This window comes from Pantoea sp. PGP6 (assembly GCF_053474785.1).
Window position 1 is genome coordinate 322,667 of sequence record NZ_JBQBMA010000002.1, and the last position, 15,359, is coordinate 338,025.

The 15,359-nt window shown below is 55.0% G+C and carries 14 protein-coding genes; 8 read left to right on the plus strand and 6 right to left on the minus strand.

The genetic code is table 11. The features are described from left to right. Window positions 1-20: 20 nt before the first annotated feature. A complete protein-coding gene (locus tag ACLIBF_RS21970; protein WP_448310660.1) occupies window positions 21-1,088 on the minus strand; it encodes an SDR family oxidoreductase in 1,068 nt (355 codons plus the stop codon). 100 nt (window positions 1,089-1,188) lie between these two features. Here ACLIBF_RS21970 and ACLIBF_RS21975 point away from each other — a divergent pair, with 100 nt between their 5' ends. The 4 genes from ACLIBF_RS21975 to ACLIBF_RS21990 all read left to right on the plus strand — a co-directional run bounded on the left by ACLIBF_RS21975 (window position 1,189) and on the right by ACLIBF_RS21990 (window position 5,885). Beyond that, on the plus strand, window positions 1,189-2,091 hold the full coding sequence (locus tag ACLIBF_RS21975; protein WP_448310661.1) for a LysR family transcriptional regulator: 903 nt from the start codon (window positions 1,189-1,191) through the stop codon (window positions 2,089-2,091). A 366-nt stretch (window positions 2,092-2,457) separates the two neighbouring features. After that, entirely contained in the window at window positions 2,458-3,900 is a 1,443-nt protein-coding gene (locus ACLIBF_RS21980) for a sugar porter family MFS transporter (protein ID WP_448310662.1), read from the plus strand. Between the two features lie 133 nt (window positions 3,901-4,033). Continuing rightward, the gene (locus ACLIBF_RS21985) at window positions 4,034-4,861 is read left to right on the plus strand and encodes a TIM barrel protein (protein WP_448310663.1); all 828 of its coding nucleotides are present in this window, start codon (window positions 4,034-4,036) and stop codon (window positions 4,859-4,861) included. Window positions 4,862-4,874: 13 nt separating this feature from the next. After that, on the plus strand, window positions 4,875-5,885 hold the full coding sequence (locus ACLIBF_RS21990; RefSeq protein ID WP_094119177.1) for a Gfo/Idh/MocA family protein: 1,011 nt from the start codon (window positions 4,875-4,877) through the stop codon (window positions 5,883-5,885). A gap of 35 nt (window positions 5,886-5,920) precedes the next feature. On the opposite strand, the gene ACLIBF_RS21995 is transcribed toward ACLIBF_RS21990, so the two are convergent. Both ACLIBF_RS21995 and ACLIBF_RS22000 read right to left on the minus strand, forming a co-directional pair. Further along, window positions 5,921-7,423 (minus strand): MDR family MFS transporter, encoded by a 1,503-nt coding sequence (locus tag ACLIBF_RS21995; protein ID WP_448310726.1) that lies wholly within the window; start codon window positions 7,421-7,423, stop codon window positions 5,921-5,923. A gap of 273 nt (window positions 7,424-7,696) precedes the next feature. Then, window positions 7,697-8,956: a diguanylate cyclase domain-containing protein gene (locus ACLIBF_RS22000; protein ID WP_448310664.1), complete on the minus strand. Its 1,260-nt coding sequence runs from the start codon at window positions 8,954-8,956 to the stop codon at window positions 7,697-7,699. A gap of 480 nt (window positions 8,957-9,436) precedes the next feature. Here ACLIBF_RS22000 and ACLIBF_RS22005 point away from each other — a divergent pair, with 480 nt between their 5' ends. Continuing rightward, window positions 9,437-9,583 (plus strand): hypothetical protein, encoded by a 147-nt coding sequence (locus ACLIBF_RS22005; protein WP_158086610.1) that lies wholly within the window; start codon window positions 9,437-9,439, stop codon window positions 9,581-9,583. Window positions 9,584-9,891: 308 nt separating this feature from the next. Here the strand turns inward: ACLIBF_RS22005 and ACLIBF_RS22010 are convergent, their stop codons facing one another. Next, entirely contained in the window at window positions 9,892-10,797 is a 906-nt protein-coding gene (locus ACLIBF_RS22010; RefSeq protein WP_094119175.1) for a LysR family transcriptional regulator, read from the minus strand. Window positions 10,798-11,099: 302 nt separating this feature from the next. Here ACLIBF_RS22010 and ACLIBF_RS22015 point away from each other — a divergent pair, with 302 nt between their 5' ends. Next, window positions 11,100-11,393: a DUF1330 domain-containing protein gene (locus tag ACLIBF_RS22015; RefSeq protein ID WP_094119174.1), complete on the plus strand. Its 294-nt coding sequence runs from the start codon at window positions 11,100-11,102 to the stop codon at window positions 11,391-11,393. Between the two features lie 292 nt (window positions 11,394-11,685). On the opposite strand, the gene ACLIBF_RS22020 is transcribed toward ACLIBF_RS22015, so the two are convergent. After that, the gene (locus tag ACLIBF_RS22020) at window positions 11,686-13,041 is read right to left on the minus strand and encodes a heavy metal sensor histidine kinase (protein WP_448310727.1); all 1,356 of its coding nucleotides are present in this window, start codon (window positions 13,039-13,041) and stop codon (window positions 11,686-11,688) included. Further along, window positions 13,034-13,714, minus strand: coding sequence for a response regulator transcription factor HprR (gene hprR / locus ACLIBF_RS22025; RefSeq protein ID WP_448310665.1), 681 nt, complete (start codon window positions 13,712-13,714; stop codon window positions 13,034-13,036). Before hprR ends, ACLIBF_RS22020 begins: the two co-directional genes overlap by 8 nt. 243 nt (window positions 13,715-13,957) lie before the next feature. Here hprR and ACLIBF_RS22030 point away from each other — a divergent pair, with 243 nt between their 5' ends. Then, complete coding sequence (locus ACLIBF_RS22030; RefSeq protein ID WP_448310666.1) at window positions 13,958-14,443, plus strand: GlcG/HbpS family heme-binding protein; 486 nt, start codon at window positions 13,958-13,960, stop codon at window positions 14,441-14,443. Window positions 14,444-14,740: 297 nt separating this feature from the next. After that, the gene (locus ACLIBF_RS22035; protein WP_448310667.1) at window positions 14,741-15,247 is read left to right on the plus strand and encodes a glutathione peroxidase; all 507 of its coding nucleotides are present in this window, start codon (window positions 14,741-14,743) and stop codon (window positions 15,245-15,247) included. Window positions 15,248-15,359: the final 112 nt, after the last annotated feature.

Here is a 15,359-nt window from a genome sequence, read left to right on the forward strand (position 1 = left end):
CTGATGCGGCGCCAGTGAGATTACTGCGGGATCACTTTTTCCGCTTTCAGCTTATCAAACAGCTGAGTGAAGGAGTCGAGCGTACTGCGATAGCCGGTGAAGCCAGCTTTGCGACTTTTGCTCATGTCGGTAAAGGCTTCCATCGGACGTCCAAGGTCGGCGTCGGAATGCCACCAGGAGGCAAGCTTATTCACATCCGCTTCACGCAACTGGTGATGCTGGGCAATCTCCTGCCACGCACTGGCCGCATCCTGCATCCGGCCTTCCAGCGGCATCATCTGCGCCGGAAATTCAGCCGCCTCAATACCGAAGTACTCAGCCAGTTTTGGCCACATCCAGCTCCAGCGGAACACATCGCCATTCACGGCGTTGAAATCCTGATTGGCAGCCGCGGGTGACGTGGCAGCCCAGTGCAGTTGTTCAGCCAGCAGACCGGCGTCGGTCATGTCAGCTACGCCATTCCACTGCTCTGGTGAGCCGGGGAAGATAAACGGCCAGCCTTTCTCTTTGCACAGCGTGGCATAGACCGCCAGCGTCTGGCCCATGTTCATTGCGTTGCCGACTGCGTAGCCGATGATGGTGTGTGGACGGTGAACGCTCCAGCGATAGTCATACTTTTCCGCACCCGCAAACAGCTCATCTTCCTGAGCATAATAGAAGTTATCGACTGGCTGACGGCCCTGCTCTTCACGGAACGGCGTCACCGGCACCGCGCCTTTACCATAGGCTTCAAACGGCCCCAGGTAGTGCTTCAGACCCGTTACCAGCGCAACGTGTGCGCCCTTCAGCCGATCGCCCAGCGCCTCGATGACGTTGCGCACCATGCCGCCGTTGACCCGGATGTTCTCTTTTTCATTTTCCTGACGCGCCCAGACGCTGAAAAACAGCGCATCGGGTTTCACCGACTTCAGGGCCTTACGCACCGCATCCGCATCGGTCAGATCGGCGGTCAGGCTGGTCGCGCCTTCCGGCACTGCACCACGTCCGCGTGACAGGCCGGTCACTTCCCAGCCCTCCTGCTGCAGTTTGTCCGCCAGTGCTCGGCCGATAACGCCGCTGATACCCACAATCAAAGCCTGTTTTTTCATTTGATTTCTCCTCGTTTTGCGTAATGCTAAGCCTAATAGAGAATAGAGTTCTTATCTCTGGCATTAATTCACAGCATTCTCAACCTGAGTTCATTAATCGATGCACGATCAGCGCCTCAAAGATATCCTGCCGTTTGTTGCCAGCGTGGAATGTGGCAGCTTTACCGCTGCCGCGGAGCGTCTGCATGTCACCGGCTCGGCGGTAAGTAAAAGTGTCAGCCGGCTTGAAACAAGATTAGGCTCCCGATTGCTGGAGCGCACCACCCGCAGCCTGCAATTGACCGATGCCGGCAGCGCCTACTACCAGACCTGTCTGCGTGTTCTGGAAGATCTCGCTGAAACCGAGGCGGTGCTGGCCGCGCAGCGCACCATTCCCTCCGGGCGCTTGCGGCTGGCGGTGCCGAATACTTATGGCCGGCTGAACGTGATGCCGTTGCTAATGCCCTTCTGTCAGCAGCACCCGGAACTGGCGCTCAGCCTGAGTTTTTCCGATCGCTTCATCGACCTGTTTGACGAAGGGGTCGATGTCGCCGTGCGGATTGGTGGTGCGCCCGATCTACCTGCTTCACTCGGCTGGCGCAATATGGGGCGTGAGCAGATGCTGTTCTGCGCTGCGCCGGCTTATCTGGATCGTGAAGGCCGGCCGGAAAATGAAACGGAACTGCTGAATCACCGCGCCATTCTCTATGAACGCGTCGACGGCTCCACAAAACGCTGGCTGTTTACCACCGAAGATGGACAGTCAAACTGGCGTGATGTGCCTTACCGGATGGCCTTAGGCGATGTGGATGCACAGATGCAGGCGGTCACAGCCGGTCTGGGCGTGGCGCAAATGCCTTCGTGGCTGATTCGCCATGCGGTTGCTGCCGGGGAGCTGGAGATTATTCTTCCTCAGCTACAACCAGACGGACTGACACTGAGCGTGGTGTGGCCGCGTCGCAAACAGTTCCTGCCGAAAGTAGATGCCCTGCTCTCTGCCCTGAGCGGGCTGGTGATCCGCTAATCTGGCAACGCCGGGCATTCTGTCGTTCTGTTGTTAATTTCATTTTTTCACTCAGCATTTGGGATGTTTATTTCATCCTGATGCTATTTATCCGTCTTTAAAACAATTCCATCCTCTTTTCAGCACGGCTTCATCCCTTTCATTTTGCCGCCAGCCTTTATGGCACCGTAAAATAAACGGCGTAAATTCAACCAGGTTATTCACCGGCTGATGGAATCCCATCAAAATAAAATGGCCGGAAGGCTTGAGCTCACAAAATGAAAGTAAAATTCTAAATATAATTTAACCCGAAATATAAATATCAGTAGGGTGAAGGCTCCTTCTTATTCTGACGTTTGACCTGGCCTGTTTTTACCTGGAGTTTTCATGGAAAAAGAACTGTATATCTCGTCGAACCCGGCATCCGGCCCGAATAGCGCCACCCGCACCGAGCCGTTTGTGAAGATTATCGCGCTGGTGGCCACGCTTGGCGGATTACTGTTTGGCTACGATACCGGCGTAGTCTCGGGTGCACTGCTGTTCATGCGGGGCGACCTTCATCTCACTCCACTGACGACCGGACTGGTGACCAGTTCGCTGCTGTTTGGTGCGGCGTTTGGGGCGCTGGCCGCAGGTCATCTGGCGGATGGCGTTGGACGCCGGCGCATTATTATCGCGCTGGCGCTGATTTTTGCCTTTGGTGCAGTAGGCTCGGCCATCGCTCCGGACGTGGAATGGATGATCGCCTCACGCCTGTTCCTTGGCTTCGCGGTAGGCGGTGCAGCGGCCACAGTGCCGGTTTACATTGCAGAGATTGCGCCCGCCAACAAGCGCGGTCAGCTGGTGACGCTGCAGGAGCTGATGATCGTCAGCGGGCAGCTGCTGGCCTACATCTCTAACGCCACCTTCAACGACATCTGGGGCGGCGAAAATACCTGGCGCTGGATGCTGGCGCTGTCGATCGTGCCCGCTATTCTGCTGTGGATCGGCATGATATTTATGCCGGAAACCCCACGCTGGCACGTGATGAAAGGCCGCAGCCAGGCGGCCCGCGAGGTATTAGAGAAAACCCGTGCCGCTGAGGATGTGGAGTGGGAACTCGAAGAGATCGAAGAGACGATTGAAGAGAACCGTCAGCGGGGAAAAGGCCGGCTGCGCGATCTGGCGACGCCGTGGCTGTTGAAAATATTCCTGCTCGGCATCGGTATTGCCGCAATTCAGCAGCTGACCGGCGTCAATACCATTATGTATTACGCGCCGACCATGCTGACTGCTGCCGGACTCAGCAACGATGCCGCCCTGTTTGCCACCATCGCGAACGGCGTGATTTCCGTGGTAATGACACTAGTGGGTATCTGGCTGATCGGCAAAGTGGGCCGTCGTCCGCTGGTACTGATTGGTCAGATGGGCTGCACCTGCTGCCTGTTCTTTATCGGGCTGATCTGCTGGCTGATGCCGGAATATCAGCACGGTGCCGTTAACCTGCTGCGCGCATATCTGGTGCTGGCGGGAATGCTGATGTTTCTCTGCTTCCAGCAGGGCGCCTTATCGCCGGTGACCTGGCTGCTGCTGTCGGAAATCTTCCCGGCCAGGATGCGCGGCATCTGCATGGGTGGCGCGGTGTTTTCACTGTGGATTGCCAATTTCGCTATTTCGATGGCTTTCCCGCTGTTATTAGCCGCCTTTGGCCTGTCCGGCGCATTCCTGATATTTGCCATCATCGGTATCGGCGGTTCCCTTTTTGTTCTGAAGTTTATTCCTGAAACCAAAGGAAGAAGTCTTGAGCAGGTAGAGCACTATTTCTACGCGCTTTATAACGGCAAAAAATAATGCCGCTGCATGGAGCACGCAGAGATAGCACTTTCGCTTAATGACGGCCAGAAAGGCTATATCGACTTTACCGGGTGCATAACCGATTGCTATTCACCCAATTTCACGCACACCTTATTTTCAGGAAATGGCTATGACTTTATCTATTGCTACCTCGCGTTTCTGTATCAATCGCAAAATTGCCCCCAACCTGAGCATCGAACGCTTTTTCAATCTGGTGACGCAGCTGGGAATTAATAAAGTTGAACTGCGCAACGATATGAAAAGCGGGCGCGTGACTGACGATCTGACCGGTCAAGAGGTTAACGCGCTGGCGCGTCAGTCCGGTATTGAGATCGTCACGATCAATGCGGTCTACCCCTTTAACCAGCTTAATGAGGCTGTCCTGCAGCGCACCCGCCAGCTGCTGAGCGATGCTCAGGCCGTCGGCGCGGCGTCTCTGGTGCTCTGTCCACTTAATGACGGCACCCCAATCAGCGCGGCGGATACCATCGCTGCGCTGAAAACCTTAGGGCCGCTGTTTGCTGAGTTCGGCATTCAGGGGCTGGTGGAGCCACTCGGCTTTCCGCAAAGTTCGCTGCGTTCGGCAGCACTGGCGCAGACGCTGATCAAAGAAGCAGGTGTCCCGTTCCGGCTGCTGATTGATACCTTCCATCATCATCTGTATGAGGACGCCGAAAAAGCGTTCGAACAGGGCGTTGATGTGCAGCAGATCGGACTGGTTCACCTTTCTGGCGTCACCGATCCACGTCCTGTCGCCCAGCTCACCGATGAAGAGCGCATCATGCTCAGCGCCGACGATCGCTTGCGCAGCAAGCAGCAGGTCGAGCGACTGGAAAAAATGGGCTACACCGGCCTTTATGCCTTTGAACCGTTCTCATCAGTAATGAATAACTGGCAGGAAGAAGAGATCGCCCGCGAAATTCGTAACAGCATTCACCTGTTGAACCACTCAGCCTGATTAAGGAAGCACTATGACTATCAATATTGGCGTTATCGGCACCGGTGCGATCGGTCGCGAACACATCCGTCGCTGCAGCACGGTATTACAGAATGCGCGCGTGGTGGCACTTAACGACATCAATCGTGATAACTGCCAGCAGATTGTCGATCAGCTCACGCCGGAAGCGCGTATCTATGACAATGCCATTGACCTGATCAACGATCCGCAGGTCAACGCGGTGCTGGTTACCTCCTGGGGTCCGACGCATGAAGCCTTTGTGCTGGCGGCGATCGAAGCGGGCAAAGCGGTCTTCTGTGAGAAGCCGCTGGCGGTCACCGCCGAAGGCTGTCTGAATATTGTTGAGGCGGAGATCAAGGCGGGCCGCCAGCTGGTGCAGGTCGGATTTATGCGGCCCTATGACAGCGGCTACCGGGCACTGAAAGCGGTGATCGACAGCGGCGAGATTGGCGAACCGCTGATGCTGCACTGCGCGCACCGCAATCCGGAAGTGGGCGACAGCTACACCACCGATATGGCCATCACCGACACGCTGATCCACGAACTGGATGTGCTGCGCTGGCTGCTGAACGATGACTATGTCAGCGCACAGGTGATCTTCCCGCGCAAAACCCGTAAGGCCTCGTCACACCTGCGCGATCCGCAAATCGTGCTGCTGGAGACCACCAAAGGCGCACGTATCGACGTCGAAATTTTCGTGAACTGTGAATATGGCTACGACATTCAGTGTGAAGTGGTGGGTGAAAGCGGTATTGCCCGTCTGCCTGAACCGATGTCGGTGCAGCTGCGCAGTGCCGCGAAACTGTCGACCACCATCCTGACCGACTGGAAAAAGCGCTTTATCGACGCCTATGACGTCGAGTTGCAGGCATTCATTAATAACGTGATGTCGGGTGAAATGACCGGTCCCTCAGCCTGGGATGGCTATGCAGCGGCGGTGGCGGCTGACGCCTGCGTTGCAGCACAAAACTCCGGTAAAATTGTGCCGGTTAAGATGGCGGTAAAACCGGCCTTTTATCGCTGAAAGAGGCTGCACGGCGGGCTTCGCCGTGCATTTATTCAGCCCTGCTTTTTCTTAATCAGCGGTTCTTCACGCATCAGCAGCGACAGGATAAAGGCCAGCACCATCACGCAGGCCGCCATCATAAACGCCGCGTGAATCGCCGCACCAAAAGCCTGCAGATAATCGTGACGCATATCGACCGGTAGCTGATTCAGCGCCGCAGGTGAGATTGCCGTTGACAGGACGGTGCCGGCCGGTATCAGCGTCTCAAGCTGCGATTTCAGTACCTGGCTGAAAATGGTGCCAAACAGCGCCACCCCAATTGAACCGCCAATCGAGCGAAACAGCGTTACCGATGAGGTGGCGACGCCGGTCATCGCCGGTTCAATGCTGTTCTGCACCACCAGCACCAGAATCTGCATCACCATCCCCAGCCCCATTCCCAGCACGGCGCTGAACAACTGCAACTGCCACAGCGGCGACGTAATAGTGATAGTGGCCATCAGCGCCAGCCCGGCGGTAGCCAGCAAGGTGCCGACAATCGGGAACAGGCGATAGCGCCCGGTTTTGCTGATGATGCGTCCGCTGATAATCGATGTGGTCAGCAAGCCGCCCATCAGCGGCAGCAGCTGCAGGCCGGCTTCGGTTGGGGTCGACCCTTTCACCACCTGCAGATAGAGCGGCAAAAAGGTGACGCTGCCGAATAGCGACATACCAATAATAAAACCGATCAAGCTGCTGAGTACAAAGCTGCGGTTGCGAAACAGCGACAGCGGAATAATCGGTTCCCACGCCCGCCGCTCTTCATAAATGAAGCCGATACAGCCGACCAGACCCAACGCCAGAATGCACCAGAGTTGCGGATCGGACCACGGCCGGATGGTACCGCCTTCACTGGTAAACAGGGTGATGCCGACCAGCGCCATGCTCAGACAGACCGCGCCAGGATAATCAATCTCATGCCGGGTACGTTTGCCGCCTGCATTGAAAACGATGCCAATCACCAGCAGGGCGAACAGTCCCAGCGGCAGGTTGATATAGAAGATCCAGCGCCAGGAGACATGCTGCACAATCGCGCCGCCCAGCAGCGGGCCCAGCACCGTGGCGAGCCCGAAGACGCCGCCAAACAGGCCCTGATATTTTCCGCGCTCGGCCGGTGGGATCACATCTGCCACCGCTGCCATACTGACCACCATCAGCCCGCCGCCTCCGAGTCCCTGAAGGGCCCGGGTCAGCACCAGTTGCGTCATATTCTGCGCCAGACCGCACAGCGCGGAGCCTATAAGGAACAGCACTATCGCAATCTGCAGCACCCGCTTGCGGCCAAACAGATCGCCGAATTTACCGTACAGTGGCACCACAATGGTCGATGACAAGGTGTAAGCGGTCACAACCCACGACAGCCGATCCAGTCCACCCAGTTCGCCGGTGATGGTCGGCAGCGCTGTGGAAACAATGGTCTGATCCAGCGCAGCCAGCAGCATCACCAGCAGCAACGCGCTAAATAATAACCGCACCGGGGGTGCGTTCCCGTTTGGCTGCTTCTTCCGCCCGGACATTTTTTCAAACAAAGTTAAATCTATCCTTTTGTTTTAATAGACTAAAAAAGTTTTTCCATTACCCTCGCTGAGCGATAAGCACACGCATACACGGACAGGCGGCAGGTATAATCATCCGGAGGCTACTTCGATGCGCTGTTTTCACTTCAGCGGAGTTAACGATCTGCCGTGTCGCCGGGAAATGGAATCATTTCAGGTTGTAAGAACAGGATAAAGGCAAAAAACGGGCAGTATTGGCGAGATCTCTCAAACAGGGTCAGAAGGCAAAGCGGGCTATTCACCTGACGTAAGCGTTTCTGGCTCAAAAAACCGGTATGAGCCGTCACGTCGTGCTTTCGCCTGGTACATCGCGATATCAGCCTGTTCAAATAACATTTGAGCCGATGCCGCCCCAAACTGTGCGAGGCTGATGCCAATCGACGCCCCGATACGGAGGTCCTTATCATTAATAATAAAGGGCTCTTTCAGACTGTCCAGAATACGCTGCGCGATAGCTGACGCCGCCTCACCGCTATAGCACTTCGCTGCCACCAAAAATTCGTCGCCGCCCAGTCTGGCCACCGAGTCGCCCGAACACATGCAGTGTTGTAGCCGTTCGCTAACCTGTTTTAGCAAGACATCGCCGGATGCATGGCCCATTGAATCATTCACCGCCTTGAAGCCATTCAAATCAATAAACAGTACCGCGGTGTAAGTCAGATCGTCGTCCTGCGCAAGCATGCAGCTAACCTGGTCGTTGATCCAGGCACGGTTGGGCAACCCGGTCAGCGTGTCGCGAGTCGCCAGTTTCTCCAGCTTACGCATCCTTTGCTTGTCACGCGTGATATCGCGCGAAACCAGCACAGCACCGATGTTACTGCCTGTGGCAGGATCGCTGACGCCGCACGCCCTGGTGCCAAGCGTAATATAGTGGCCGTCACGATGTAGCTTGCGCACCTCGACCACGTCCGGAAGCACACCCCCTTCTGACAGGTGTATCAGTGCATCCATAGCGGGTGCGCGGTCATCAGGATGGAGATAATCCACCACCCGCTGGCCGATAATTTCATCGGCTGACCAGCCTATCATTTCACTGTAAGAGGGCGAAATCGAAACATACCTGCCGTCAGTGTCGCAATGAGCGATCAGGTCAGTGCTGTTTTCAATTAACAGCCGATATTCCGCCGCCGCGCGCTGCGCGTCATCAATTGCTTTGTGGTGCCCGCTGATATCCATAATGAAGCCACTGTATTGCAGGCGTGAAGCCGATGCCGGACAGTCCGGCAGGCCAGAAACAATCACATGCCGCATCTTCCCATCCAGACAATGAATCGGCACTTCAATATGGAAAGGTTTCACACTTTCCAGCGCCGAAATCAGTTGTAGCGCGATCCTGGCATCATCATCAGCCTGTGCCAACCTCAGCCATTTACTCAGCGTGACGCCTTTAAGCGCGGGCATCAGGCCAGTCGGGTTTTCCTGACTGGTGATGCAAATTCCCTGGGCGTTGGTAGACCAAACAGCGGAAAAAGCAGGTTTGATCATAGTGTTCATGGTGTTCGGCTCCGTTGTTGGCTGACGTGACTAAATAAGCGTAGAACTGATCGTTGCAGGCTACCTGACCGCCCCGCCAGGCAGAGGCTTTGCTAAGAGGTTCGATCAGGTGAGTATTTTCATGAGCGATGGCTGTGGCTCCAGCCTCTCCGGCAGGGCCATTTTGCCAGTCAAAATGTGCTGAAACCTCTCTGTGACACCATTCAGGAAAAAACGTCGCCGTCGATGTTTATCGGCTGATCGGCCGCTAATCTTTAATCAGGCGGGCTGTATACAACGGCCGTGCAGTCAGTTAGTGCCGCCGTTTACTGCGTAAAGGGATGCCGATACTGGGTACGATTTCTCGGGTTGCGGCCTGTCGCATACGTCATTGGCAGGTTCTGAATGTACTGGAGTTTCACCGACATTTCCCTGACCTGAAACAGCGAGTTTTTCCTTTAAAAGCTCGCTAATGTCATGCTGATAACCAAAGGAGACAGCATGACATACAGAATTTCTGGCCTCAGAGCCGAGCCGTTCAGCCATCTTTTCGGAGCATATGATGAGAAACACTTTTTAACGCCGGAAGATATTTTTGAGGGGGAAGGGGCCGAAAAAATGACGGGTTGTGTCTTACCGATTCGTTGATAGGTTATATCCAGAGATATAATGCAAAGCGGGCTGCCAGGCCTGTTGCGCTGAGCATGATGAATGAAGAACCCGTAACAGGTCGATCCTCACCAGGAACCCTGCCTCTCTGTTAAAAAATGGTCTCTCCACAATCGCTTTTCGCCAGGAGCGGACCTTATTATTACCCCCATCATTTATTTTGTGTCGGCCAGCCGCAAGCCCGTATCAGGAGGCATAGATGAAGCCGCGACTAAGCGAATGTCAGCGTTGTGCTCGAAACAGACATACCGCACTCCATTTTACCTGTCGCAAGAATTACTGCGGGATCAGTTAAAATAAGGTTTTAAAATCTCTTCAGTCCACTGCATAAACGCCCTGACACGACGCGACAGATTTCGCCGGTGCGCGACGACAAAAGAGGCGTTGAGCGGCCTGGGACGCAGGTCGGGAAGGACTTCAATCAGCCTGCCAGACTGGATATCGGGCGCGAGTGTGGAATAACCGCCCTGAATTAAGCCCAGACCGGCCAGCCCGGCTTCATGGTAAGCCGGTACGCTATTGACCCGCATGGCACCGGGTAGCATCAGCGATGTGTAGCCATCACCGGCCGGATACTCCCACCCCTCCGGCTTTGCACCAAAAGCCGGCGTGTAATGAACCATCCTGTGTCCCTGATTCAGCAGATCGTCAATAGAGTGAGGTACGCCAAAGCGCGCCAGATAGTCCGGACTGGCAGCGTTGATCATGCGTAGCTGCCCCAGTGGACGGGCAATCAGCGTCTCATCAACGATTGGTCCCAGGCGGATCACCGCATCAAATCCTTCCTGAACCAAATCGACCCGGCGATCGGTACTTGAAAGCTCGATCTCCAGTTCCGGATGTGCAGCCAGCAGCTGTGGCAGCGCGGGAATTATCACGCTTTGCGCCAGTACCGCTGGCATATCAATGCGTATCCGTCCCCGCAGTGACATCTCGCCATGAGAAAACATTGAATGTAAATCTTCAGCTTCTGAAAGCAGGTCGCAGGCACGCGTATAAAAAGCCCGCCCATCTTCAGTCAGCTGTACCGTCCGCGTTGTCCGGTGCAGCAGCGTTGCGCCAATTTCCTGTTCGAGTTCACGAATCACCAAAGATGCCCGCCCTTTCTGGATACCCAGACTTTCTGCCGCCTGAGTAAAGCTCTTCATTTCCGCTACGCGCGCAAAGATGATTAACGCCTCCAGATTTTTCATTGTTTTCTCTCAGAGTAACAGTACGTTATTTTTTCGATTATTTATCACCCTGTAAAGAGTTAATAAACTGTTTTCACACCGCGTATCCCGCCTGGCTGATCATTGCGGCTGTCAGCCATCACTCGCGACAGCGCATCGATTAACAAGCGCGCTGGCTGAAGATGCACAAACAAAACACGGTGGAACGTGACGCTGAATTTCTCAATCTTCTGATTAAGAAGATAATTTCACCGTCTCTGCCCCATTACCGTCAGGTTCACACCTGAATGAAACAGATTGCTGTTAACCCAGGAGAAAGAGAGATGAATAAAGGTTATTTAATTGCACACGTCACGGTAACGGACCCGGTTGCCTATGCTGAATATGCCAGCGCTGCCGGTGAAGCTATGCAGGACTTTAATCCAAAGATCATCGCCTGGTCCGGGCAGTATGAAAACCTTGAAGGAGAGACTCATGAACGGCATGTGGTTTTTGAGTTCGCTTCTTTTGCCGAAGCCAGACGTTTTTACGAAAGCCCAGGTTATCAGGCAGCCCGATTATTACGCGCAGGTGCCGCGACCGGAACCTTCGTGCTGGTTGAAGGGGCTGGCCTTTAAAGAGCCGTTCCTGAATTCATCGCGGGCCAACGCCCTCCGAATCCCGGCGCAACTGATGAACGTGCCGGGCCTTACGGTCAAAACGTGACTGAAATCTGCTAGCCTGTGCTTTCCGATCAACCGGTGTGGTGCCGGACCTCAATATATATCTGATGCCCGGCATTCTTATCATCGCGACGTCACAGGGCATCACGTTGTTTTCACAGCCCGGGCCGCTGCTGCACTTAACGCGCGTCAGGCTCAATCAATTCTCCATCCTTCCGGCCTGTTGGCCATACGCCGACGCTATCGCTCAGGAAGGCAGACGAAGACCAAAAATATTGTCTCCTTGCTCGTGTCGGTAGTACGCACTGCCGCCATGTAAGGTGGCGATTGCGCGCACTAATGAGAGTCCCAGCCCGCTTCCGGCGGTATGACGGACGTTATCGCCTCGCCAGAATCGCTCGAATAACTTTTCTGGCTCTGCAAGCTCTTCACCGGCGTTTGACACCTCAATCTCTACGTAGTCAGGCTGATGGGACGTGCTGACCCGAATCACTCTGTTTTCAGGCGAGTAGCGTATGGCATTGATCAGCAGGTTACTTATCGCACGCTGGAAAAGCATTCTGTCCGCACTAATATTTCCTGCGGCGTGAAGCTCGATGACCTTCTGCTGTTCTTCCGCAACCGGTTCAAGAAAGTCGATCAGGATTTCCAGCGCGTCCGGCAGCAGGAAGACCTCTTTATCGAGTTTGATGTTGTGGTGAGTCGCGCGCGCTAGGAAGAGAATGTTTTCAGTCAGTCGGGACAGGCTCTCCAGCTCTTCAATGTTCCCTTCGAGCAGCGTCTGGTACTCAGCGGCTGAGCGTTGATGCCCCAGCGCGACCTGATTCTGGCCCAGTAACACATTAATGGGCGTGCGGATTTCATGAGCCAGATCGTCGGCAAACTGAGTCAGACGGATAAAGTCTGTCGATAGACGCTGGCGCATCGCGTTAAGCGCGTTGCCAATCGGCAGCAGCTCCTGCGGAATAGCCTGAAGCGGCACGGGCTGGTTTAACCGATCACTGGCCGTTTCTGCCACAATCTCACTTAACCGGCCGATCGCCCGTAATCCCCGGCGAATAAGCAACGGACTGACGGCAGCGCAAAGCAAAATGGCCGCCAGTGAAACCAGAATGCTTTGCTGGCGGTAACGCTCCAGCATCAGCGCTCGCTCGCGCGCGACCCGGGCGAGCGTAATGGTTACCGGCCCGAGCGATGAATTTGCCTGCAGGCTTAACGCCGACGCTTCCGTATTGTCCGCATTGATCCAGCGGTGCAACTGTTTCTCACTGGGTGGACTGTTGACCGGCGTGGGCGAGAGGTCGGGCAAGGTAATCCCGGTATGATTAATGCTGACATTTTGCTCATGCTGCGAACGGATACTGAGAATGTCCTGACGGATATCGACCATCCGATTGAAGTAGAGCGGCAGCGAACTGGGATGCGCGCCATCTTCAAGCAGTTGCCTTAACTGAGCCGCCCGGTTAATCAGCGTTTGGTCGTCCCGCCAGACCAGTTCGCTGCGCAAGGCTTTATACAGAATCAGGCTGATGCCGCCGCAGGCCATCGCCATGATCAGCGTAAAAATCGCCGTCAGCCGGAGCGTCAGAGAAGGGCTATACACCATCAACCGCCTTTTCTGACAGGCAATATCCCATGCCCCTTACCGTGGTAATGAGTTTTTGAGGGAAAGGGTCATCGACTTTACGACGCAGGCGGCGGATAGCGACATCGACAATGTTGGTTTCGCTGTCGAAATTGACGCCCCAGATTTCGCTGGCCAGCAGCGTGCGGGGCAGAATTTCACCGTGACGGCTGGCGAGCAGCCAGAGCAGCATGAATTCTTTACGCGTTAGTGCAATAGTGACACCGCCACGTGTCACCTGAAAGCGCGCGGCGTCCATCACCAAATCACCTTCCCGCAGTACACTGCTGTGCGGTTGCTGCTGCCTGAGCTGATTCCTTACCCGAGCCAGAAGCTCAGCAAACGAAAAGGGTTTGACCAGATAATCATTTGCACCCAGCTCCAGCCCTTTCACCCGGTCATCTACCGAGTCTCTGGCGGTCAGACAAATCACCGGAACAGGAGAGGCGGTTCGCAGGGTTTTTAGCACCTGCCACCCGTCCATACCCGGCAACATGATATCCAGTATCACCAGGCTATAGGGATGCGACAGCCCCAGATGCAGACCATCCCGCCCGTCTGCGGCGTAATCCACGATATAGCCCGCCTCTTCCAGCCCCTTACGCACCCAGGCGCTGGCCTTCGGGTTGTCTTCAATCAGTAATAATTTCATCGGCGCAGTTTGCCATGAAACTTATGACCGCCCCAGCGTTTCAGCCCCAGATGACAATATGGTCATCTTCCTGACAGGCAGAAGGAACAACCGTGCCGGTATAACAGCAGTGTGATTAACACCGGAGTATTAAAAAATGAAAAAGAGTTTCACTGCCCTGGCCCTCGCCACGCTGCTTGCCGTTCCCGCGGTTACCCTCGCTGCCAGTTCGGTTATTCCTCCTATCGCGGGAGCTGAAAATAAATGAAACGTCTGATTATTGCACTGATGCTGACTACCGCGCCTGCCGTGGTGCTCTCGGCTGAGCCCGCCGCCGTCTATGACATGACGCAGGCGCTGAGCAATCAGCTGGCAACCGAGGCCTTGTCTGCCTGCCATAGCATGAATCGTCAGGGCGTGGTGGCAGTCGTGGATCGTGGCGGAAATCTGGTCACGCTGATGCGGGATAATAACGTGGGGCCTCACAATACCCAGGCCGCCTGGCGTAAAGCGTTTACGGCGCTCTCAACCAAAACCCCGACCAGGCAACTTGCCATCAAAGCACAATCATCACCGGAAAGCGTCAACCTGAACACGGTCAATGATCTCTTGCTGCTTGGCGGCGGCGTACCCGTGCAATATCGCGGTCAGTGGATCGGGGCTGTTGGCATGGCAGGCACCGGCGGCGCGGAGTCAGACGACCAATGTGGCACCGAAGCGATTCATAAAGTGCTGGGTAACAGCAAATAAGAGTAATGATGATGAAAGCGCGGCGGCTGTTTCACCCTGTCAGGCGCGAGTAGGAAACGGTTCCCCGCGCGGTTTTGATAAATAGGCAGCAGCCAGCACGTCTGCTTTGTGCAATAAGCGGACCTTTCCTCCATAATAGTGAATTAATCGCACTACACCTGACCGACAGTTTGAACTGCAGCCTGAAGTCACCGTTTTGGATCTGCTCATCACGCTTCACGCGGTGTGTTGCTGCGGCTATGCAAGTTGTCGATGTCGATGTCGATGTCGAAACAGTTTTGCACTGAGGATGCCAAGATGTCCCCCTTTCATCAGCTTACTGCCATCAGTCTGCGTGGTCAGCCCATCTCAATGGCCGCTTATGCTGGCAAGGTGGTATTGGTGGTCAATACCGCCAGTCATTGTGGATTCACGCCACAATATGCGGGTCTTGAAGCGCTCTACAAGAAATACGCTGACCAGGGTCTGGTGGTGCTTGGATTTCCCTGCAACCAGTTCGGTAAGCAGGAACCCGGTGGAGCTGACGACATCGCCCAAACCTGCCACATCAACTACGGTGTGAGCTTTCCGATGTTCGGGAAAGTGGAGGTCAACGGTGCCGCAACGCATCCGGTGTTTCGTTACCTGAAAGAGGAGTTGCCCGGCGTGCTGGGCGGGCGGATAAAGTGGAACTTCACTAAGTTTCTGATCGGACGCAACGGCAAACCGCTCAGGCGTTTTGCACCGATCTCCACCCCAGAAAAAATGGAAGCCGCAATCCTTGCTGCACTTGCAATCGAAGCCCCCTTTAATTCACACCTGTAAGGCGCTTCTGGCAAACTGATAATTCAGGTGGGGTTAACGTTGGCACCACGCTTACAGCGGGTATGGGACACGGTGATCTCATAACCTCATCACGAGTCCAAAGTTTTTGTGG